This is a genomic window from Paenarthrobacter sp. 10L420 (assembly GCF_056395385.1).
On sequence record NZ_JBFTJK010000003.1, the window covers coordinates 53281 to 73724 of the forward strand.

The 20444-nt window shown below is 63.4% G+C and carries 20 protein-coding genes; 3 read left to right on the forward strand and 17 right to left on the reverse strand.

The annotated features are described in order from the left end of the window. Position 1: 1 nt before the first annotated feature. Genes AC1DD5_RS06985 through AC1DD5_RS07005 form a run of 5 tightly spaced genes read right to left on the reverse strand, consistent with a single transcriptional unit; the run spans position 2 to position 6391 of the window. Complete coding sequence (locus AC1DD5_RS06985) at positions 2 to 2392, reverse strand: bifunctional salicylyl-CoA 5-hydroxylase/oxidoreductase (RefSeq protein WP_477517453.1); 2391 nt, start codon at positions 2390 to 2392, stop codon at positions 2 to 4. A 14-nt stretch (positions 2393 to 2406) separates the two neighbouring features. Continuing rightward, positions 2407 to 4086: an AMP-binding protein gene (locus tag AC1DD5_RS06990; protein ID WP_477517454.1), complete on the reverse strand. Its 1680-nt coding sequence runs from the start codon at positions 4084 to 4086 to the stop codon at positions 2407 to 2409. A 59-nt stretch (positions 4087 to 4145) separates the two neighbouring features. After that, positions 4146 to 5012: an acyl-CoA thioesterase gene (locus tag AC1DD5_RS06995; protein WP_477520986.1), complete on the reverse strand. Its 867-nt coding sequence runs from the start codon at positions 5010 to 5012 to the stop codon at positions 4146 to 4148. A gap of 5 nt (positions 5013 to 5017) precedes the next feature. Beyond that, the gene (locus AC1DD5_RS07000) at positions 5018 to 5500 is read right to left on the reverse strand and encodes a cupin domain-containing protein (protein WP_442004841.1); all 483 of its coding nucleotides are present in this window, start codon (positions 5498 to 5500) and stop codon (positions 5018 to 5020) included. Positions 5501 to 5527: 27 nt separating this feature from the next. Further along, positions 5528 to 6391, reverse strand: coding sequence for a fumarylacetoacetate hydrolase family protein (locus AC1DD5_RS07005; RefSeq protein ID WP_477517456.1), 864 nt, complete (start codon positions 6389 to 6391; stop codon positions 5528 to 5530). 134 nt (positions 6392 to 6525) lie between these two features. On the opposite strand from AC1DD5_RS07005, the gene AC1DD5_RS07010 reads away from it, so the two are divergent. Beyond that, on the forward strand, positions 6526 to 6924 hold the full coding sequence (locus AC1DD5_RS07010; protein WP_442017275.1) for a RidA family protein: 399 nt from the start codon (positions 6526 to 6528) through the stop codon (positions 6922 to 6924). A 41-nt stretch (positions 6925 to 6965) separates the two neighbouring features. Further along, positions 6966 to 7310 (forward strand): iron chaperone, encoded by a 345-nt coding sequence (locus tag AC1DD5_RS07015; RefSeq protein WP_477517457.1) that lies wholly within the window; start codon positions 6966 to 6968, stop codon positions 7308 to 7310. A 4-nt stretch (positions 7311 to 7314) separates the two neighbouring features. Here AC1DD5_RS07015 and AC1DD5_RS07020 read toward each other — a convergent pair whose 3' ends face one another. The 12 genes from AC1DD5_RS07020 to AC1DD5_RS07075 form a co-directional block, all read right to left on the reverse strand. After that, complete coding sequence (locus AC1DD5_RS07020) at positions 7315 to 8118, reverse strand: IclR family transcriptional regulator domain-containing protein (protein WP_477520987.1); 804 nt, start codon at positions 8116 to 8118, stop codon at positions 7315 to 7317. Between the two features lie 71 nt (positions 8119 to 8189). After that, the gene (locus AC1DD5_RS07025) at positions 8190 to 8858 is read right to left on the reverse strand and encodes a 3-oxoacid CoA-transferase subunit B (protein ID WP_477520988.1); all 669 of its coding nucleotides are present in this window, start codon (positions 8856 to 8858) and stop codon (positions 8190 to 8192) included. A 2-nt stretch (positions 8859 to 8860) separates the two neighbouring features. After that, complete coding sequence (locus AC1DD5_RS07030; protein ID WP_431117227.1) at positions 8861 to 9547, reverse strand: 3-oxoacid CoA-transferase subunit A; 687 nt, start codon at positions 9545 to 9547, stop codon at positions 8861 to 8863. A gap of 14 nt (positions 9548 to 9561) precedes the next feature. Continuing rightward, positions 9562 to 10776: a thiolase family protein gene (locus AC1DD5_RS07035; RefSeq protein ID WP_477520989.1), complete on the reverse strand. Its 1215-nt coding sequence runs from the start codon at positions 10774 to 10776 to the stop codon at positions 9562 to 9564. A gap of 102 nt (positions 10777 to 10878) precedes the next feature. Next, positions 10879 to 11328 (reverse strand): 4-carboxymuconolactone decarboxylase, encoded by a 450-nt coding sequence (pcaC, locus tag AC1DD5_RS07040; protein WP_477520990.1) that lies wholly within the window; start codon positions 11326 to 11328, stop codon positions 10879 to 10881. Continuing rightward, positions 11325 to 12128: an alpha/beta fold hydrolase gene (locus tag AC1DD5_RS07045; protein ID WP_477520991.1), complete on the reverse strand. Its 804-nt coding sequence runs from the start codon at positions 12126 to 12128 to the stop codon at positions 11325 to 11327. Before AC1DD5_RS07045 ends, pcaC begins: the two co-directional genes overlap by 4 nt. Beyond that, positions 12121 to 13551: a class-II fumarase/aspartase family protein gene (locus AC1DD5_RS07050; RefSeq protein ID WP_477520992.1), complete on the reverse strand. Its 1431-nt coding sequence runs from the start codon at positions 13549 to 13551 to the stop codon at positions 12121 to 12123. Before AC1DD5_RS07050 ends, AC1DD5_RS07045 begins: the two co-directional genes overlap by 8 nt. Beyond that, positions 13548 to 14162 carry a protocatechuate 3,4-dioxygenase subunit alpha gene (pcaG, locus tag AC1DD5_RS07055; protein WP_477520993.1) on the reverse strand — a complete coding sequence of 205 codons (615 nt, stop codon included), beginning with the start codon at positions 14160 to 14162 and terminating at the stop codon, positions 13548 to 13550. The genes AC1DD5_RS07050 and pcaG overlap by 4 nt, the downstream gene beginning before the upstream one ends. Positions 14163 to 14166: 4 nt before the next feature. After that, complete coding sequence (gene pcaH, locus AC1DD5_RS07060) at positions 14167 to 15036, reverse strand: protocatechuate 3,4-dioxygenase subunit beta (protein WP_477520994.1); 870 nt, start codon at positions 15034 to 15036, stop codon at positions 14167 to 14169. 36 nt (positions 15037 to 15072) lie between these two features. After that, positions 15073 to 16944 carry a bifunctional sugar phosphate isomerase/epimerase/4-hydroxyphenylpyruvate dioxygenase family protein gene (locus AC1DD5_RS07065; protein WP_477520995.1) on the reverse strand — a complete coding sequence of 624 codons (1872 nt, stop codon included), beginning with the start codon at positions 16942 to 16944 and terminating at the stop codon, positions 15073 to 15075. Next, entirely contained in the window at positions 16944 to 17858 is a 915-nt protein-coding gene (locus AC1DD5_RS07070; RefSeq protein ID WP_477520996.1) for a shikimate dehydrogenase, read from the reverse strand. The genes AC1DD5_RS07065 and AC1DD5_RS07070 overlap by 1 nt, the downstream gene beginning before the upstream one ends. Before the next feature lie 202 nt (positions 17859 to 18060). Beyond that, the gene (locus AC1DD5_RS07075; RefSeq protein WP_431117236.1) at positions 18061 to 18831 is read right to left on the reverse strand and encodes an IclR family transcriptional regulator; all 771 of its coding nucleotides are present in this window, start codon (positions 18829 to 18831) and stop codon (positions 18061 to 18063) included. Between the two features lie 202 nt (positions 18832 to 19033). Here AC1DD5_RS07075 and AC1DD5_RS07080 point away from each other — a divergent pair, with 202 nt between their 5' ends. After that, complete coding sequence (locus tag AC1DD5_RS07080; RefSeq protein ID WP_477520997.1) at positions 19034 to 20356, forward strand: MFS transporter; 1323 nt, start codon at positions 19034 to 19036, stop codon at positions 20354 to 20356. Positions 20357 to 20444 lie beyond the last annotated feature (88 nt).

Below are 20444 nucleotides of genomic sequence, written 5' to 3' on the forward strand. Positions count from 1 at the left end.
GCTACTTCACCAACGCAGATGCAGTGGCGGACGCGGGAGTCCAGCGGAGGTGGGTGGTGGTTTGCTCGGCGTCGGGTTCCTTCAGCAGGGACAGGCGGGGGCGGACGGCGTCGGTGCGGGCGCTTGGGGGTTTGCGGCGGCCGGCGCGGAATTGCGGGATCCATTGGGCGCCGGGGCCGTGGTATTCCTGCTCAGCGGCGGCGTGCAAAGTCCATTGCGGATCGTAAAGGTGTGTACGGCCCAGGGCGATCAGGTCGGCACGTCCTGCGAGGAGGATCGAGTTCACGTCGTCGTAGCTGGAGATGGCGCCGACGGCGATCACGGCCACCCCGGCGGGGGCGGCGACTTCCTGGCGGATGCGGTCCGCGAACGGGGTTTGGTAGCTGCGCCCGAACGCAGGTTTTTCTTCCTTGGCGACCTGGCCGGTGGATACGTCAAGGCCTGCAGCACCGTGTGCCACGAACGCCTTGGCAATCTCGATCGAGTCGTCGGACGTGTTGCCGCCTTCGATCCAGTCCGTCGCAGAGATACGCACCGTGATCGGCTTGTTCGCAGGCCAAGCCGCGCGGACGGCGTCGAATACTTCCAGCGGGAACCGCAGCCGGTTCTCCAGGTTGCCACCGTATTCGTCGGTGCGCTTGTTGGAAACCGGAGAGAGGAAGGAGGACAGCAGGTAGCCGTGGGCGGCATGGATTTCGAGGAGGTCAAAGCCTGCCTCATCCGCGCGGACGGCGGAAGCGACGAACTCCGCCTTGATGGCATCCATCCCTTCGTGATCCAGCTCCACGGGAGTCTGGTTTTCGTTGCTGTACGGCAGTGCGGAAGGCCCGACGGCGGTCCAGTTGCCCGATTCGAGGGGCTGGTCGATGCCTTCCCACATGAGCTTGGTGGAGCCCTTCCGGCCGGAGTGGCCCAACTGGGCGCCGATCTTGGCGGTGGAGCGGGCGTGGACAAAGCCCACGATTTCCTTCCAGCTGTCCCGTTGTTCATCGGTGTACAGGCCGCTGCAGCCGGGGGTGATGCGCCCGGTTTCGGACACGCAGACCATTTCGGTCATGACCAGGCCCGCGCCGCCGAGGGCTTTGGAGCCGAGGTGGACTTTGTGGAAGTCCCCGGGGATCCCGTCGGTGGCGGAGTACATGTCCATCGGGGAGACGATGATGCGGTTCTTCAACTCCAGTTCCCCGATGCGGAATGGCTGGAACATCGCCGGCGCGACCTGGGCCAGGCCCTGGGATTCGGCGAAGTTCCGGTCCACGGCGTGGGCGAACTCCGGGTCGCGGAGACGGAGGTTTTCCTGGGTGATGCGGCGGCTGCGGGTCAGCAGGTTGAACGCGAACTGGGTCGGGTCCTGGTCCTTGTACTGGCCGATCCGCTCAAACCACTCCAGCGATGCCTGCGCGGCGCGCTGCGTGGAGGCGACCACGGGGCGCCGCTCGGCTTCATACGCTGCCAAAGCAGAGTCCACGTCCGGATGCTCGTGCAGGCATGCAGCCAGAGCAAGGGAGTCTTCCATGGCCAGTTTCGTGCCCGAGCCGATGGAGAAATGCGCGGTGTGCGCGGCGTCGCCGAGCAGGACAACGTTGCCCTTGCGCCAGCTCTGGTTGCGGACCGTGGTGAAGTTGATCCACTTGGAGTTGTTGGTGAGGACCTCGTAGCCGTTCAGTTCTTCCGCGAAGATTTCACGGATTTTGGCAACGGCCTTCTCGTCGGAGACCCCGGGAGGGAAGACATCGTTGGCGGTCTCGTCGAAGCCGGCAGCCTGCCACACGTCCTGGTGCATTTCCACGATGAACGTCGAACCCTCATCGGAGTACGGGTAGCCGTGGATCTGCATGACACCCCACTCAGTTTCCTTCACGAAGAACTTGAAGGCCTCGAATACCTGGTCCGTACCGAGCCACATGAACTTGTTGCTCCGCGGGTCCAGGTCCGGGCCGAACGCATCGGCATACTTGGCACGAATCTGCGAGTTGACTCCATCAGCGGCGAGCACCAGGTCATAGTTTGCTTCGAGTTCCTCAATGGCAGGGGCCATTGTGCTGAACCGGACGTCGACGTTCAGTTCGATGCAGCGGCGCTGCAGCAGTTCCAACAGTTCCTTGCGGCTCATGGCCGCGAACCCCTGCCCGCCGACGGTGATCATCTGGTCGCGGAAGTGGATGTCGATATCAGACCAGCGCGCGAACCGACGGCTCATGTATTCGGCCACCACGGGATCGGCGTTTCCGATGCCCCCGAGGGTCTCATCGGAAAACACGACGCCGAAGCCAAAGGTGTCGCTGGCCGCGTTGCGTTCCCAGAGGGTGATGTCGTGCGACGGGTCCAGCTGCTTCATCAGTGCTGCGAAGTACAGGCCGCCCGGGCCGCCTCCAACGATTGCGATCTTCATGCTCATGCTCCTTCTCAAGCCTGGCTTTGGCCGGCGGGGGTAAGTTGTTGGGTTTCTGCTTCGCCTGTGGCACTCTCCTGGAGGAGGCCATCGCGGAGCTTGAAGTGCTGGAGTTTTCCGCTCGGATTGCGGGGCAACTCGGTGACGAAGCGGACATCGCGCGGGTACTTGTACGGGGCGATGGTCTGCTTCACGAAGTCCTGGATTTCCTTGCGTTTCGCAGCGTCGCCAATGACGCCCTCACGCAGGACGATGAACGCGCACACGATGCTCCCGCGCTCTGGATCAGGCCGGCCGATCACCGCGTTCTCCACCACGTCCGGGTGCTGGTCGATGGCGGTTTCCACCTCGGGTGCCCCGATGTTGTAGCCGGAGGAAACGATCATGTTGTCCGAGCGGGCCTGGTACGTGAAGTAGCCGTCCTCGTCCATGGAGAACGTATCGCCCGTGACGTTCCAGCCCTTCACCACGTAGTTCTTTTGGCGTACGTCGTCGAGGTAACGGCAACCCGTGGGCCCAATCACGGCCAGCCGGCCGGACTGGCCTGGGCCCAGCTCGTTCCCGTCCTGATCAAGAATGGTTGCGCGGAAGCCCGGCACAGCCTTCCCGGTGGTACCTGGACGGATGTCGTCTCCGGCCGCGGAAATGAACACGTGAAGCAACTCCGTGGCGCCGATTCCATTGACCAGCCTCAGGCCCGTCGCTTCACGGACCGCTTCCCACGTCTCCTTGGACAGGTGCTCCCCCGCCGAGACAGCAACGCGGAGGCCACGGAGCAAGTCACCGCGCTTTTCCTTCAGGATCGCCCGATAGGCAGTGGGGGCGGTGAAGAGGATGGTGGCTCCAGCAGCCGAAGCGTGCTCGGCCAGTTCCACAGGCCCGGCCTTCTCGGTCAGGAGCGACGACGCGCCAAACCGCAGCGGGAAGATCACCAGTCCGCCGAGCCCGAAGGTGAAGGCAAGCGGAGGAGAGCCGGCGAAGACATCATCAGCCGTGGGCTGCAGGATGTAGCGGGCAAACGTGTCCGCATTCGCCAGGACATCACGGTGGAAGTGCATGGTCACCTTGGGCACACCGGTGGTCCCGGACGTTGGACCCAGCAGGGCTACGTCGTCTGCAGACGTGTCCACAGCCGTGAACTCCCCGCTCTTGGCCGTGCAGCGTTGAATGAGGTCGCCGTCGTCGGGTCCTCCGTAGCTCAAGACGGTGACGTCCTCGCCTGCCGCCGTCGCGAGCTCATCCACGAAGCGGTGATCGGAAATGGCGACAACGGGCTTGGTGAGCTGGATCAGCGTGGCCACTTCAGTGGAACGCAGCATGGGCATCGTAGTAACTACTACCGCGCCCGCCTTGAGCACGCCTAGCCAGGCGGCAACCAGCCATGGATTGTTGGGGCCGCGGAGCAGCACACGGTTTCCGGGCTCTACTCCGAGGTCTTCGGTAAGGACCTGGGCAACCTGGTTGGAGTGCTGCTGCAACTGTCCATAAGACCAGACTGTGCCATCCGGGGTGCGAAGCGCTGGCCTGTCCGGACAGTACGTCTCGACCGCGTTGTCGATCAGCACGGCGGCAGCGTTCAGCCGCTCCGGGTAGTGGAGTTCGGGCAGGGTAAATTCGAGCGCCGGCCAGGTGTTGGCGGGCGGCAGGTGGTCGCGGGTGAACGTGTCCACGTGGGCCGATGGCGTCATGCTCATGGCCGTTCCTTTCAGTGGTGCGTCAGTGAAGCTGGGGATGGTGGTGGGGGTAAAGCTGTTCAGGCGCGGATCATGCCTTCTTGGGCGACTGTGGCGAGGAGCCTTCCTTGCCGGTCGAAGAAGCGGCCCATGGCCAGGCCCCTGTTGCTTTGGCCTGATATGGCCTCTTGTGCATAGAGGACCCAGTCATCGGCGCGGCCATCGCGGTGGAACCACATTGAGTGGTCAAGGCTTGCGGTGGCGAGGCCGGGAGTGGACCAGTTGAGTCCGTTGACCCGGAGTAGCGGCTCCAGGATGGTGTAGTCGCAAACGTAGGCAAGGGCAGTGCGGTGGAGGTTGGCGTCCTCGGGGAGGCTGTCGAAAGCCTTGACCCAAATTGCCTGCTGCGGCATGGATCCACCCTCAAGCTCGATGTATACCGGCCCCGGAATATGCCGCATGTCGAAACTACGGCCCGTAGACCAATAGACTGCGGCCGGGCCTTCTGTCCCGTCCAGTGCCTCTGCTGCGGAGCGCAGGGATTCAGGCTCGACGGCGGCAGGAGCCTCCGGCTGGAAGTCCGGGCCATCTTCGGGAACCTGGAACGAACCCATCGCGGCATATACAGGCTTGCCATTCTGGAAACCACGGACATTGCGGGTGGAGTAGCCGCGACCGTCGCGCAAGCGCTCTACTTCATAGCGAACATGGGCACCGATGTCCACGGGGCGCATGAAGTAGCTGTGCATCGAGTGGAGCTGCCTGTCGGCCTCCACGGACAGCATCATGGCGGCTGCCGCTTGGGCCACCATGTCTCCGCCATAGGCTTTTGGCCACGGAACGTATTGGGTGGTTGCCTCGTAGGCTTCGTCAAAAACCTGGGCCGTTGTGGGCGTCAGTTCAACGGCCTTGAGGAAGGTCTCTGAGGTAAGGGTCCCAGTGATCATGGTGGTTACGCCCGGCGGTAGTCGGCGAGGGTTTCGTCGGGGACGTCGTCGAGGTTGACCACGAGGTTCTCCGGGGTGCGGGCCGTCAGCCACACGAGTTCTTCGGTGACGGACATGTTGGCTTCGACGTGAGGCATGAACGGCGGCACGAAGACCCAGTCGCCGGCCTTCATGTCAAGGAACTCTGAGTAGTTTTCGCCGAAGTAGATGCGGCCGTGGCCACGAAGAACGTAGCCGCCGGTTTCGGCTTCACCGTGGTGGTGCGGCAGGGAGCGGTACCCGGGGGTGTTGGAGACCTGGCCGAACCAGATCTTGGTTGCCGGGGTGTGCTGGATGCTCACTCCGGAGACGCGGATGCAATCCCCGGACTGGGCGGTGTTGGTGTCTTCCTCACCCGCGCGGGTCACTACGGGGACAACCTTGCCGTCAGCGCCGGCGTAGATGGAGTTGTCGCCTTCGAGGCGGTATTCGGTGGTGGTCTGGCTCATGGGGATTCTCCTTTTTGGCGGTGGGATTTAGGCGTTGGCGGGGATTGGCGCGACCGGCGCGTGGATTCGGAACGTGTTTTCCAGGCGGCCGATGCCGTCGATTTCGGTGGTGAGGACGTCGCCGTCCTTGAGGTAGCGCGGCGGGGTCATACCCATGCCGACTCCCCCTGGCGTGCCCGTGAGTACGAGATCGCCGGGGCGCAAGACGGTGAACTGGGAAATGTAGGACAGGAGCTGGGCGGGGCCGAACACCAGGGTGCCGGTGTTTCCCTGCTGCACGAGCTCACCGTTGACGTAGCCGCGGACCTCGAAGCTTTCGCTTGCCTCGTCCGCAGTCAGCATCACGGGGCCCACTGGCGTGGTTGCGTCGAAGGCCTTGCCCTGGAACCACTGCAGGGTGCGGTTCTGCCAGTCACGCATGGAGACGTCATTGGCAACGGTGTACCCGGCAATTGCCGCCCGGGCCTGCTCTTCGTCAGCGCGAAACAGTTCAGAACCCACGACGACGGCCAACTCGGCTTCCCAGTCCACGCGGCCACTGCCATGGACTTCTACTGCGTCTGCGGCTCCGATCAGCGTGTCCGCGTATTTGGCGAAGAGGGTCGGATATTCAGGAAGTTCGCGTCCCATTTCCTGGATGTGGTCCCCGTAGTTCAGCCCGCAACAGATGACTTTTCCGGCGTGGGGAAGGAGTGGGGCGAAGTCAGTTTCAGTTGCTGCGATGACGGTGAGTCCGCCGTCCGCCATTGCCTTCTCGGTGATCATGCGCCATTCCGGGTGTCCCAGGAGCGCGCCGACGTCGGTGGCCGGCAGCGCAACGTACGTGTCGGCACCCGTGGCGAGTGCCGCCGTCGTACTTCCGCCGGAGGTGCGCAAGGTGGCAAGTTTCATGGGTTCTGCTCCTTCGAGATTCAATGTGTCGACTTTTTTACGATCGTCACATATGCTCAACGTAGCACGGCAGAAATGATCTGCACAGAGGCATTTCAAAAGTTTTTGCAGTCGCCACAACAAGGAGGAACAGCATGAGCCACAAAACAATCAACCCGGAGTCACTCCCCAAGCCATCCGGTTTTGCGCATGGCATGCTTGCCGGAAACACGGTGTTCCTGGGTGGACAGACTGCCTTGGACAAGAACATGAACATCGTTCCCGGCGGCATTGTGGAGCAGTTCACGCAGGCGTTCTCCAACGTGCTGACCACGTTGCGGGAAGCCGGTGGACAGCCGGAGGACCTCGTCAACGTCACCATCTACCTCACAGACGTAGACGACTACATGGCGAACGGGCGCGAGATCGGACGAATCTGGCGTGAGATGGCTGGCACTCAGTACCCGGCGATGGCGGGCATCGGTGTGACCCGGCTGTGGCAGAAAGAGGCCCTGATCGAAATCCAGGGCATCGCAGTTATTCCTGAGGGCTAAACCTCTGGCCTCTGCTGCGGCCTTAATGAAGCATGTCTCGTATGGGAACCGTCACCGAATATCTGGAGAACGTCAGCGAGGGTAACCGGGAAATCCTCGAGCGGATAGTTGCGATCGCGCGTGAACTTGCCCCGGACGCCAAGGAAGGCACCAGCTACGGCATGCCTGCTTTGCTGGTGGACGGCAAGGGCTTCGTAAGTGTGATCGAAACCAAGAAGCACCTTGCCCTGTACCCGTTCAGCGGGCAGATCCTGCCGGAGATGTCGGAGGAGCTGGGCGGTTATTCGTGGTCGCCGGGGACATTGCGGTTCTCTGCTGACAACCCTGTTCCGGACTCCATGGTTCGGCGGATTCTCGAGACGCGGTTGGCTGCGATCCGTAAGTAGCTACTTAGTGCTTCGCGGACACGTCCTGCGAGATCGCGTTGGCCGTGGCGACGACTTCCTGCCGGACTGACTCGAGATACTTGTCCGGGTCCGGCTCCGCCGCGACCGCCTGGGCCTGAAGGGACACGTTGATCGCCGCAACATTGTCGCCGTTGTTGTGGTTCCAGACCGGCGCCGCGATAGACATGAGCCCGATTTCCAGCTCCTGGTCCAGCAGGCACCAGCCTTGCGCACGGACCTGCTCGACGGCGGCCCTCAAGTTTGCCGCGCTGGCCACCGTCCGCGGCGTGATGGGCTTGAGTTCGACGTTGGCCAGGTATGCCTCAAGCTTGGCCTGGGGCAGGCCGGCGAGCAGCACACGGCCCATGGAGGTGGCGTATGCAGGGAAGCGAGTGCCCACAGTGATTCCCACGTTCATGATCCGGCGGGTCGCGACGCGGGCAACGTAGAAAATGTCCGGACCGTCCAGGACTGCCGCCGATGTGGACTCCCCCAGCTTCAGGCTCAACTGCTCCAGATGTGGCTGAGCCAGCTGAGGCAGGGACAGCGCTGACAGATACGAATAGCCGAGCTGCAGCACCTTGGCGGTGAGGGCGAAGGTCTTGCCGTCCGTGCGGACGTAGCCGAGCTCAACAAGGGTATGAAGAAAACGGCGTGCCGTTGCGCGGGTCAAGTCAGTGCGGGCTGCCACCTCACTGAGGGTCATGACCGGGTTGTTCGCGTCGAACGCCCGGATCACGGCCAGCCCCCGGGCCAACGACTGAACATACTGGTCGCTGGCCTGCGGGGTAACTGCGGAATCGGTCATGGTTACCAATCCTAGGGTGCGTTGCGGGGCCTACTCTGCATCCGCAGAGCAGGCTCGCAACGAGAGGAGTGTTAGGCGCCGGGCTTCAGGGGCAGGGGAACGAGCTCCTGGATTTCCTCGAAGGTGCAGCCGAACGTCTCGCGCACAGTGACGCCGTCGGGCCCTGTGAGGAAGACAGCTTTGTCCGTGTACACGCGGGTGACGCAGCCGACGCCCGTGAGCGGGTAAGTGCACTGTTCCACGAGCTTGGACGCTCCCTCGCGGGTCAAGAGCGTCATCATCACGAACACGTCCTTAGCACCGGTGGCCAGGTCCATCGCGCCACCGACGGCGGGGATCGCGTCCGGGGCGCCGGTGTGCCAGTTGGCGAGGTCGCCTGTGGCGGAGACCTGGAAGGCGCCGAGGACGCAGATGTCCAGGTGACCGCCGCGCATGATCGCGAACGAATCGGCGTGGTGGAAGTACGACGCTCCGGGCAGCTCGGTGACGGGGATCTTGCCAGCGTTGATCAAGTCACCGTCGATCTCGTCGCCTTCAGCCGCGGGACCCATCCCGAGCATCCCGTTCTCCGTATGGAGTGTGATGTTCTGTTCCTCGGTGAGGTAGTTGGACACGAGCGTTGGCTGGCCGATGCCCAGGTTCACGAAGGAACCCGGTGCGATGTCGCGTGCCACCAACTGGGCGAGTTCGTCGCGACCCAACGGCTTCTCGGACGTCTGGATACTTGTCGCAGTGCTCATGATCAAGCCACCTTCCCATCGAATTCTGCAGAACCAACCCGGACCACGCTGTTGACGTAAATCCCCGGCGTCACCACGTTCTCCGGATCCAACGAACCGGTGGGCACGATCTCGGAGACCTGCACAATGGTGTGCTTGGCAGCCGCCGCCATGATGGGGCCGAAGTTCCGGGCGGTCTTGCGGTACACGAGGTTGCCCTTGCCGTCCGCCTTGAGTGCTTTGATCAGTGCGACATCGGCGTGAATCGGCGTTTCGAATACCTGCCACTTCCCGTCCAACAATCGCGTTTCTTTGCCTTCGGCCAGCGTGGTGCCGTAGCCGGTAGGTGTGAAGAACCCGCCAATCCCAGCGCCGGCGGCACGGATGCGCTCAGCCAGGTTGCCCTGCGGAACGAGTTCCAGCTCGATCTCACCCGCATGGAACTTGGCATCGAAGTGCCAGGAATCGGACTGCCGAGGGAAGGAACAGATCATCTTGCGGACCCTGCCTTCCTTGATCAGCAACGCGAGGCCCTGATCGCCCTGGCCGGCATTGTTGTTCACCACCGTGAGGTCCTTCGCGCCGCAGTCCATCAGGGCGTCGATCAGTTCGAATGGCTGCCCGGCATTGCCGAAGCCGCCGATCATCACCGTGGAACCGTCCTTGATACCAGCGACTGCTTCGCCAACAGTGTCAATGAAATTCAACATGACTCTTTACCCTTCTAAGCCGATGCGCCGGCAGTGACGTTTTCCAGCACGACAGCCAAGCCCTGTCCAACCCCGATACAGATCGCAGCGACTCCCCAGCGCTGTCCGGAGGCCTGCAGCGAACGGGCAAGCGTCCCGAGGAGGCGGGTACCGGAGGCACCCAGTGGGTGACCCATCGCAATTGCCCCGCCATGCTGGTTCACGATTCCGGGGTCAATCCCCCACGCGTCAACGCACGCCAGCGACTGCGCCGCGAAGGCCTCGTTAAGTTCGACGGCGCCAACCTGGTCCCAGCCGATGCCCGCCTTCGCAAGGGCCTTGTTCGCCGCCTCCACCGGGGCGAACCCGAAGAACTGGGGATCGTTGCCATGGGCGCCGCGGCCGGCGATGCGGGCCAGGGGTTCGAGACCCAGGATGGAAGAAGCAGCCTCCGAACCGATCCACGCAGCCGAAGCTCCATCATTCAAAGGCGAGGCGTTACCGGCGGTGACCGTGCCGCCGTCGGGCCCTGAACCCTCGGCACGGAACACGGTCTTCAGCGTGGCGAGCTTCTCTGCGGTGGAACCGGCCCGGATGCCCTCGTCCCGGACCAAGTCTGTCCCCGGAACTGGTGCCACCAGGTTGTCGTAGAAGCCGTCGTTCCATGCGGAATCGGCCAGGTTGTGCGAATCAGCAGCGAACTGGTCCTGGCGTTCACGGGTGATCCCATACTTCTCGCGCAGCCGTTCGGTGGCTTCGCCCAGTGAGATGGTCCAGTCCTTGTTCATGGCCGGGTTCACGAGACGCCAGCCGAGCGTGGTGGATGCCAGCGTCATGTCCCCGGCCGGGTAAGGCTTGGACGTCTTCGGCAGCACCCAAGGTGCACGCGACATGGACTCTGCACCGCCCACCAACATCAGGTCGGCGTCGCCGGCGTTGATCTGGCGCGAAGCGATGATCGCTGCGTCCAGGGAGGAGCCGCACAGACGATTGACCGTTGTCCCGGGAATCGACACGGGCAAGCCTGCCAGCAGGGTAGCCATCCGGGCCACGTTGCGGTTTTCTTCGCCGGCGCCGTTGGCGTTGCCGAAGACCACCTCGTCGATCCGTTCAACGTCCAGCCCCGGAGCCCTGCGAACGGACTCGCGGACCACATGGGCAGCAAGGTCATCGGGACGGACAGCAGCAAGACCGGAGCCGAACTTGCCAAAGGGTGTGCGTACGGCGTCGTACACGTATGCCTGGTTCATGGGGATTCCTTTGATTCTCTCTGCCCAACTAGGGGACAGTAAACGTCGCTGTGAGCCTTCAATGGGACATGTGCTGTCCCCTAGTTGGGTGGCGGTGGGGACCTAGTTGGGTTCGGGGGGCGTGGAAGCTGCGTCGATCTCGGCGAATACTTTCTGCGCCGTCTTGAAGGCCGAATTGGCCGAGGGAACACTGCAATAAATTGCGGTCTGCAGCAGGATTTCTTTGATCTCGTCCCTGCTCAGCCCGTTGTTGAGGGCAGCCCGGATGTGCATGGCGAGCTCCTCCCAGTGACCGTGCGCCACCAGTGCCGTGAGGGTGACGGCGGAGCGCATTTGCCGGCTAAGACCGGGCCGCGTCCAGATGCCACCCCAGGCGATCCTGGTGATCATGTCCTGATAGTCCTCGGTGAAGGAGTCCATGGTGGCGTTCGCGCGGTCCACATGCTCATCGCCGAGCACTTCGCGGCGTACCGCCATGCCGGCGTCGTAGATGTCCTGTCCGGTGGCGCTCGGCTGAACGGCACCATTCCGCTCGGGAGATAAAGAGGTCATCGTCCGTTCTCCTTCATAAAGGTCCGCATCAACCCGGCCACAACTGCAGGCGCCTCCGCTGGCGCGAGGTGCGCGACGCCGTCGAGCGCCACCGCCTGAGCGGTACCGCCGCCCGCGGTGATACCGGAAACAACAGCTTCGGCCAGCGACGGCGGCGCCACAGCGTCCTCGACGCCGGCAATCGCCTGGGTGGGAACGGTGATGCTGCCGAGCTGCTCGCGGACGTCGAATCCGGCGAGGGCTTCACAGCAGAACGAGTAGCTGAAGCGGTCGGCGTCGCGTAGGGCGTGAAGGAGGCGGCTGCTGATTTCCGGCTGCCGGTCCATGAAGCCAGCGGCAAACCAGCGTTCGGCGGAGCCCTGAATCATCACGGGCGTACCCAGTTTGCGCACAGTTTCGGCGCGCTCCAGCCAGCCCTCGGGCGTGCCGAGTTTGGCGCCGCTGCACTGGACAGACAGGCTGCGGAGACGGTCGCCGTGCTTGATGCCGAGCTGCAAGCCGGTGGCCCCGCCCAGCGAGACGCCCGCGTAGTGGAACTTCGCGCCCGGACTCACAAAGTCGACGAGATCGACGACGGCGTCCGCCAGTTCCGCGATATCGAAACCTTCGGTGGCGGCTGGCGAGATGCCGTGGCCGGGGAGGTCCCAACCGATGACGTCGTAGTCGTCTCCAAGGAGGGCCGCGGTTTCCGTCCAGAGCACAGTGGACGTACCCAGCGACGGTCCCACCACCAGGAGCGGCTTGGTTCCCAGTTCGCGCTGCGGGGAGAGCAGAACAGCCTTGACGGTTGGCTTAGCCACGGGTGGCTCCCTTCGTTGTCGGTGAGTCGGAGGCGGCAGAGCCCGTGAATCCCGAATAGGCGGCAAGGATCCGGCGCGTGATCTCGGCGGCCTCTCCGAGGTAGCTCGCGGGGTCAAGCAATGCCTCGAGCTGCGCGTCAGAAAGCTTGTCCGCAGGGACAGCCTCGCGAAGTAGTTTGGTGTAGATCCGCGCCTGCTCAGCGGCCGGCGCTTTGAGAGTCTCATCGACCACGTTCTGCAGCTTTTGTTTTCCGTCCGGGCCCAGGAGAGGCACGACGGCGGCCATCACACCTTCGCTGAGCAGCAACGGCCCCGAGAGCTCGAGGTTCCGGCGCATCGCTTCCGGGAAGACACGAAGGCCTTCCGTGAGCTCGCGGACGTGACCTGCGGACCCCAAGGCCAACGCGAGCAGCTGGCGCAGGGCCGACCATTCACTGTGCCAGGCACCGTCCGGGCGCTCATCGTTGAAGGTGGCCGCCGCGAGATGAAGCTGCGACGCGAGGCCGGGTGCCTGCAGGGCCGCACTGCGGATGAGTACGGACAGTACGGGGTTCTGTTTCTGGGGCATTGCCGAGGAAACCCCGCGTCCGGCAGCCAATGGTTCACCAAGCTCGGCCACTTCCGGCCGACTCAGGAACAGCAGGTCAGCGGCGATCTTGCCGAAGGAATCAATCAGGGCAGCAAGTCCATCGCCCAGGGACGTGACGGCCAGTCGGTTGGTGTGCCAAGGAGCAGGAGCCGTAGCGAGGCCAAGCTTTGAGGCCAAAGAATCGGCCAGATCAAAAGGGGTGGTCCGCGAGGAAGCAGTCAGTTTGGTTGCCGACGCCAAAGTCCCGCCAGCCCCGCCAAACTGGATGGGCAGCTCAAGGGATTCCAACCGCGCAGCCGCAGCCGCCACACCGTGGAACCACTGCGCAGCCTTGAGCCCGAACGTGTACGGAAGCGCGTGCTGCGTCAGGCTCCTGCCAACGCACAGCGTGTCCGCGTGCTGTTCCGCCAAGGTGGCGAGCGCCGTCGTCGTGCGTTTCACGTCGGCCAGCAGTGCGGAAATGGTGCGGCTGGCGAGCAGCATGAGAGCGGAGTCGAGGACGTCCTGGCTGGTGAGCGAGGTGTGCACGGCCGATGCCGCGCCCGCGTCCAAGGACTTCACCCGGGCCCGCAGGTCACCGAGCAGCGGAATCACCGGGTTGCCCCCGCCTTGGGCGCGTTCCGCGATTGCGGCAACATCATAAGAACCGGGATTGGCGGCTTCGGCCACAACTGCGCCGGATCCTGCAGGAACGAGTCCCGCCTCCTCGAGGACAACCGCCCAGGCGGCTTCGACGTCGAGGATCGCCGCGATCACGGCACGGTCGCCCGTCAGCGCCGCCACAGCGCGCGACGCCGAGACCGGGCTTAGGAGGCCGAAGTCGCCGTCGGTCATGGCCGGTTTTCGCTTGCAGGTGAGTCCGCGTTGACGCTGGTTTCCAGCGAACCGTCCTGCTGGAAATCCAGGAATACGGTCTCATCGCCGCCCTGCAGCCGGATGTCCCAGGTGAGTCCGCCGTCGGGGTCGCGACGGGCGATCAGGGTCTTGCGACGCTCCGGATCCAGGGAGCTCAGGAGGGGATCGTTGCCCAGCGCTTCTTCGTTTTCCGGGAGGTACATGCGCGTGAAGAGGCGGTTCATGAGGCCGCGGGCGAAAACTGCCACAGAGATGAACGGGGCGGCACCCGGCGAGGTGGGTCCGGGGTTGACGGTGGTGAACGTGTACACGCCGGAGTTTCCCACGGAGCCGCGGCCCCAACCGGTGAAGGTGTAGCCATCGCGGACCAGGGAGCCGGTGCGCTGGACGATGTTGCCCTCGGAGTCCAGCTGCCAAATTTCAAGGATGGCGTCCGGGATCGTGTTGCCGGCGCCGTCGTAGACCGTGCCTTGGAGGCGGATGCTTCCCGGGCTGCCCGGGGCGAGGAGTTCGTTGTCCTTGTTAAAGGGGAGGGCGTAGCCGTAGAAGGGTCCGACGGTTTGGCCCGGTGTGGGTGTCAGCTTGCTCATGTGCTTACTCCTCGTCCCCGGCGTCGCCGAATGCTTCGTTCTCTGTCCAGGTCCGCTTGGAGCCGGTCAGGATGATGTCCCACTTGTAGCCGAGCGCCCATTCGGGGCTGGTCAGCTCGTGGTCGTACTCTGCAACCAGGCGGTCGCGGGCGTCCTGGTCCACGATCGACTGGTAAATCGGGTCCAGCGGGAACAGCTGGTCGCCCGGAAAGTACATCTGGGTGACGATGCGCTGCGTGAACTCCGAGCCGAACATGGAGAAGTGGATGTGCGCCGGGCGCCAGGCGTTCAGGTGGTTCTTCCACGGGTAGGCGCCAGGCTTGATGGTGGTGAAGCTGTACGAGCCGTCATCGCCGGTGATGCAACGCCCGACGCCGGTGAAGTTCGGGTCCAGCGGTGCGGGGTGTTGGTCGCGCTTGTGGATGTAGCGGCCGGACGCGTTGGCCTGCCAGATTTCCACGAGCTGGCCCGCAACCGGGCGGCCGTCGCCATCAAGGACGCGGCCAGCGACAATGATGCGTTCACCCTGCGGCTCACCGTTGTGCTGGATGGTCAGGTCGGATTCCAGCGCGTGCACGTCCTGGTGGCCGAACGCGGGCGAGTAGAGCTCGATCGTCTCCGGGTCCGCGTGGTGCAGGCTCTTGGTCGGGTGGCGCAGGATGCTGCTGCGGTACGGAGCGTAGTCCAGCCGTGGCATGGTCTCCGGCGTCTTGCCGTTCTTCAGCGCCTCCGCATAGCGGTCGCCGATGCCCTTCATCTCAGCGCTGAGATCCGCTTGGGTTTCCACTTTCTTGGAATCATGGGCGGCGTGCGGCTCAGCGGGAGGCACGAGTTCCTCGGATTCGAGCGCTTCTGCTGTCTGTTCTTGTGGCACAGTCGGCTCCTTTCGGTTGATGGCTTCGTTATGGGTCTAGATGCGGTGGAGCGAGTCGTATTGGACGGCGTGGCGAACCGGCGCGTTGGGCGCTCCGTAGCCGTCGTAGTTGCCCCGGCGTTCCACCATTTCGAAGAACACGCTCCCAACCGTGGCGGTGTAGAAGTGGAGGAATTCTCCGTTGGCGTCGCGGTCGTACAGGAGATTGAGCTCCTTGAGGGTGGCAAGGAAGTCAGGTTCCAGATCGAACCGCGCGTCCAGGTCTTCGTAGTAGTTGGCGGGGATCTGCAGGAACTCGAGGCCCCGATCGCGGGCCGACCGGGCTGCCCCCACGAGGTCCTCCACGGCGAATGCGATGTGTTCTTGGTACGTTTTGCGGGCAGTCTGCGCCTGCTGTGCCGGTGCCAGGTTCAGCACCAGCCTGACTGAGCCGTCCGAGGTCTCCATGACCTGCGAGCGCACCAAGCCGCTGGGGCTCGGGACTTCGGCGAACGGCTGCGGTTCAAGGGCCAAGGCGCTGGTGTAGAAGAGGACAGCTTCGTCGAAGTGCTGCCACGGCTGGGCCAGATTTACGTGGTCAATCACGGCGTTTTGCACGCCGGAGACGTGTTCCAGCCCCTCGCCGAACTCGTGAGTCCAGGCAGCGGTTCCGTCCGGGCTGCCCTGGCACAGGAAGATTTCGGTGGAGTCCGGGGCGGAGATGCCTTGGAACACTTCCTCGTCAGCCTGGACCTTGCGTGCCACCACGGGCGCCTTGAGTTGTTGGGCGCGAGCAGAGGCAATCACTGGAGAGTCGACGTCGAACCCCAAAGCGGCGATAGCCGGTTCGGCGTGCTGTGCCGCTTGCTCGTTGATGATCACGCGCGCCTGGCCCATGGTCCAAAGCTGGACGTCCTTGGTGCGGTGGCGGCCCTCGAACTCGAACCCGAGCTGGCCCAGGAGCTTCTCAAGCTGGGCGGTGTCGTCGGCCTTGACCTCGGCGAAGTTGAAGCCGGCCGGTTCGTTCACCTTTGGCAGGGTGGCCAGTTCCATGGGATAACGACGCCGGGAGGCGCTTCCGTTGCCGGCTGCGGAATCCGCGGAGGTGCTTTCGAGCCACTTGGCGCTCTGCTCCTCGAGCCAGATCAGGGAACGCATGGCGTCCACGGCTGTCCGTTCGACGTCCGACTGGCGGAAGACATCGTTGAAAACTTCCAGCGAAACCGGACCTGTATAGCCGGCGCGGACCACGTGGCCCATGAACTTGGCAAGCTCGAACTGACCCTCGCCAGGGAAAACGCGGTAGTGGCGGCTCCAGGACAGCACATCCATCGAGAGCTTGGGTGCGTCGGCAACCTGGACGAAGAAGATCTTCTCCGCGGTGATCTTCTCGATCGGCGCAGTGTCCCAGTCGCGGGAGAGGATGTGGAAGGAGTCCAGGCACGTGCCGAGGTTGGGGTGGTCAACCATCTCGACCAAGCGATACGCGTGCTCGTAATCGTTGACGTACTTCCCCCAGGCCAATGCTTCGTAGGCAACTTTGACGCCGTGGTCCCCCGCCAGTTCAGCAAGCTCTGCCAGTTGGGAGGCACGAAGTTCGTCGTCGTCGATTGTTGCCGTCGCCACGTTGGAGCAGACCAGAATGGTGTCCATGCCCAGGCGTTCCATCACGTTAAACTTTGCCTCGGCCCGCTTAAGGTTGGCCTTGAGCAGGTCCGGAGTGACGCCGTCGAAATCGCGGAAAGGCTGGTAGAGGTCCAGGCCCAGGCCGAGATCGGCGGCCATTTTCCGCACATCCTCGGGGCTGAGCGGCGAGGTGACGAGGTCGTGCTCGAAGATTTCGATACCGTCAAAGCCCGCTATTGCGCAAGCCTGCATCTTCTCTTTCAGGGTGCCGGAGAGGCATACGGTGGCGATTCCGGTGCGCATCAGTGACCCGCCTTCGTCAGCTCAGGGGCCAGTGAGGCTGCGGCGTCTTCCACGGCGATCAGTTCCAGGAAGTGTGCCCGCATGCGGTCGCGATCGGCGTCGCATCCGGTGAAGAGCTGGAAAGCGTCGGCCGCCTGACCGACTGCCATCCTGCCGCCGTCGAGGACGTCGCAACCCTTGGCGCGCGCCTCGCGGACCAGCCGTGTCTCGATCGGTCGGTAGACGATGTCGGCAACCCAGTGGCGCGGTTCCAGGAGGTCGATGTCCAGGGGCAGTCCCGGATGAGCGGCCATACCAATGGGGGTGCAGTGCACTAGGCCGTCCGCGAGCGGCATGATCTGCGGCAAGTCAGTTGGGGTGCGGGGCGTGACTGTGGCCGCCGGGAAAAATCCGCCCAGTTCCTCGGCACGATCGGCCGCACGGGTGGCGTCCATGTCCACGAGGTCCAGCACGCCGACCCCGGCTTTGAGCAACGCGTAGGCGACGGCGGACCCGGCACCGCCAGCACCCAGCTGGACAACGTGCTCGAGCTTCGCCCCGGGCAGACCGTCGGCGAGCGCCGAACCGAAGCCGGAGAAGTCAGTGTTGTGGCCGATAAACCGACCATCCTGAATCAGAACTGTATTGACGGCACCCAGGCGACGGGCGTCGTCGGAAATTTCGTCAAGATGCTCCAGCACCAGCTGCTTGCACGGGTGCGTGATGTTCAGGCCATTGAAGCCCATGCGGTGGGCTGCGGTGAGGAGATCCCCGACGGCGGTGGCCGGCAAAGCCAGGTCCAGTAGGTCGATGGGGCGGTACAGCAAGCGAAGGCCCTGCACGTCGGCTTCGCGTTCGTGCATGGGTGGCGTGAGCGAGGGCATGACGCCTTCGCCTATGAGGCCCACCAGAACGGACTCGGCTCGATTGCTCATCCTAAAGCTCCTTTGACTTCAGCACCCCGGGCTGTTGGCGCTTTTCGGGCGTCGCCAGGCCGGGTGCTATTTAGATTACTACAAGTGTTCATATTCCGCACGCTTGTTCTTATCGCGAACATTTCCGCCAACCTCACCCAACTAGGGGGCAGATAACGCCCCACTGAGGGCTCCTAGCGACATGTCCTGTCCCTCAGTTGGGCTAGCGCTGGGGCAGGCGGGCCGCGAGTTCAGCCGCGGCCTCCTGCAACGTGGGTACGTGGGCGATGAGTTCGTCCATGGTGAGACGAAAAACCGGCACGGCCGTGGCGAGAGATGCAAAGGCGTGGCCCTGGGAATTGAGGACCGGCACCGCGACGGCGCGCATGCCGATCTCGTTTTCTTCATCCATCACCGCGTAGCCCTGCCGGCGCACCTGCTCAATCTCCGCCCGGAATGCAGCCCGGTCGGTAATGGAGCGCTCAGTGAGAGGCTCCAAAGGCAACTCTTCGAGCAGTCGTTCGCGTTCGGCGTCGTTCTCAAAAGCGACAATCGCCTTACCCACGGACGTCGTGTGCAGCGCGCCCAAATGACCGGGATCGCTGGTGACACGGAAGGTCTTGGGGCCGTCCACCTTATTGACTGTCAGATGATGGTTGCCATCGCGCACGGAGAGGATGGTTGCCTCCTCGGTCTTCTCGGTGACGCGCTGAAGTACAGGAAGGGCGGTTGCTGCGAAGCCATGGTGGTTCGACACCCGCTGGCCCAGCTGGAAAACCCGCAATCCCAGGTGATATCGACGGCCGTCGGGCTCGTAGTCGACGAATCCATCGCGCGTCAGCGAGCCGAGCAGCCGGTACGTTGTGCTGAACGGAAGTCCCGCACTCCTGGCCAGATCCGCGGCACTCGCACCCTTGGGCTCATTTCCGAGCAATACCAACAGGCCCAGGGCCTTGCCGACCATGTCGGTCTTTGTGTCCTCTTTCACACTCATGCTTAGATGCTCTCACATAGTGAGAGCTATTTCTAGATAGTGGGGACAAGTCTTGACAAGTGACCCCAGTCACGGCCACTATTGCTGTATTGCACAAGTAGCTCTCACCATGTGGTTACTTTAGGATTGATCCAGCCGCACCTCGTTCTGGTCTTCCCGCAGAAGCCAGACCCGCGACATCGTCGTCACAGAAGGAACACCCATGAGCCACACAATGCCGTCAGCGACGCCAGGCACAGTTACCCCAGCAGGAACACCCAAGAAGGCGGCACTCGCCAGCTTCCTGGGAAGCGCAGTGGAGTACTACGACTTCTTCATCTTCGGCTCCGCCGCAGCCCTGATTTTCCCGCACGTGTTCTTCCCGGACGCGGACACCAACGCATCCATCATGTCCTTCGCAACGTTCGGCTTCGCCTACGTTGCCCGACCAGTAGGCGCCGTCATTCTGGGCCACTTCGGCGACAGGATCGGCCGGCAGAAGGTCCTCATGTTCACGCTGGTCCTGATGGGTGCCGCGACTTTCGTGATCGGCTGCCTCCCGGACTTCAAGACCATTGGCTGGTGGGCTCCCGTCCTGCTGGTACTTGCCCGCCTTGCCCAAGGTCTTTCGGCTGCCGGTGAGCAGGCCGGTGCCTCGTCAATGACGCTGGAGCACGCTCCGGACAACCGCCGCTCGTTCTTCACCTCCTGGACACTGACCGGCACCCAAGGCGGCCAGATTTTGGCAGCGCTCGTCTTCATTCCAGTACTCGCGCTCCCGGACGAGATCAAATACGGCATTGGCTGGCGCATCCCGTTCTGGCTCAGTGCCGTAGTAGTGATCGTGGCGTTCTTCATCCGACGCACCCTGCACGAGCCGCCGGCATTCGCCGAGGCCAAGAAGAACAACCAGATCGCCAAGCTGCCCATTGCCGATCTCCTCAAGCTGCACTGGCGCGACGTCCTCCGCGTGGTGTGCTGCGCCTTCATCGCCGCCGTGAGTACCGTATTTGGAACCCTGGCCATCAAGTACGCCCAGGACGTGGCCCACGTCAGCGGCACCATCACCTTGTGGCTCGTTGTAGTAGCCAACATTGTGGCCCTCGGTACCCAGCCACTGTTCGGCATGCTCGCGGACAAGATCGGCCGCAAGCCAGTCTTCATTTACGGCGCCATCGCCAGCGCCATCATGACACCGGTGTTCCTGCTGACTTTGGAATCGGGAGTCGTCCCGCTCATGTTCCTGGTCTCCGTGGTGTTCTTCTCCTTCGGGTATGCAGCCGCCAACGCCGTGTGGCCGTCCTTCTACGGTGAAATGTTCAGCACCAAGGTCCGCTTCTCCGGTCTGGCAATCGGTACGCAGCTCGGCTTCCTCATGGCCGGCTTTGCTCCGACCATCGTCACCGCCCTCGGCGGCACCAAGCCTGGCGGTTGGGTCCAGATCTCCATCTTCACCGCAGTCATCTGCGTGATCGCTGCGGTGTCGGCCATGACCGCACGCGAGTCAGCAAAGGTCCCGACGGCGGAACTCGGCTTGCACAAGTAAGTCGCCGCGCTCCTCCCACTTGCTGGGCGCCAGCAACGGAAAAGCCCGGAATGTCCTCTGACATTCCGGGCTTTTCCTGTCCACCACA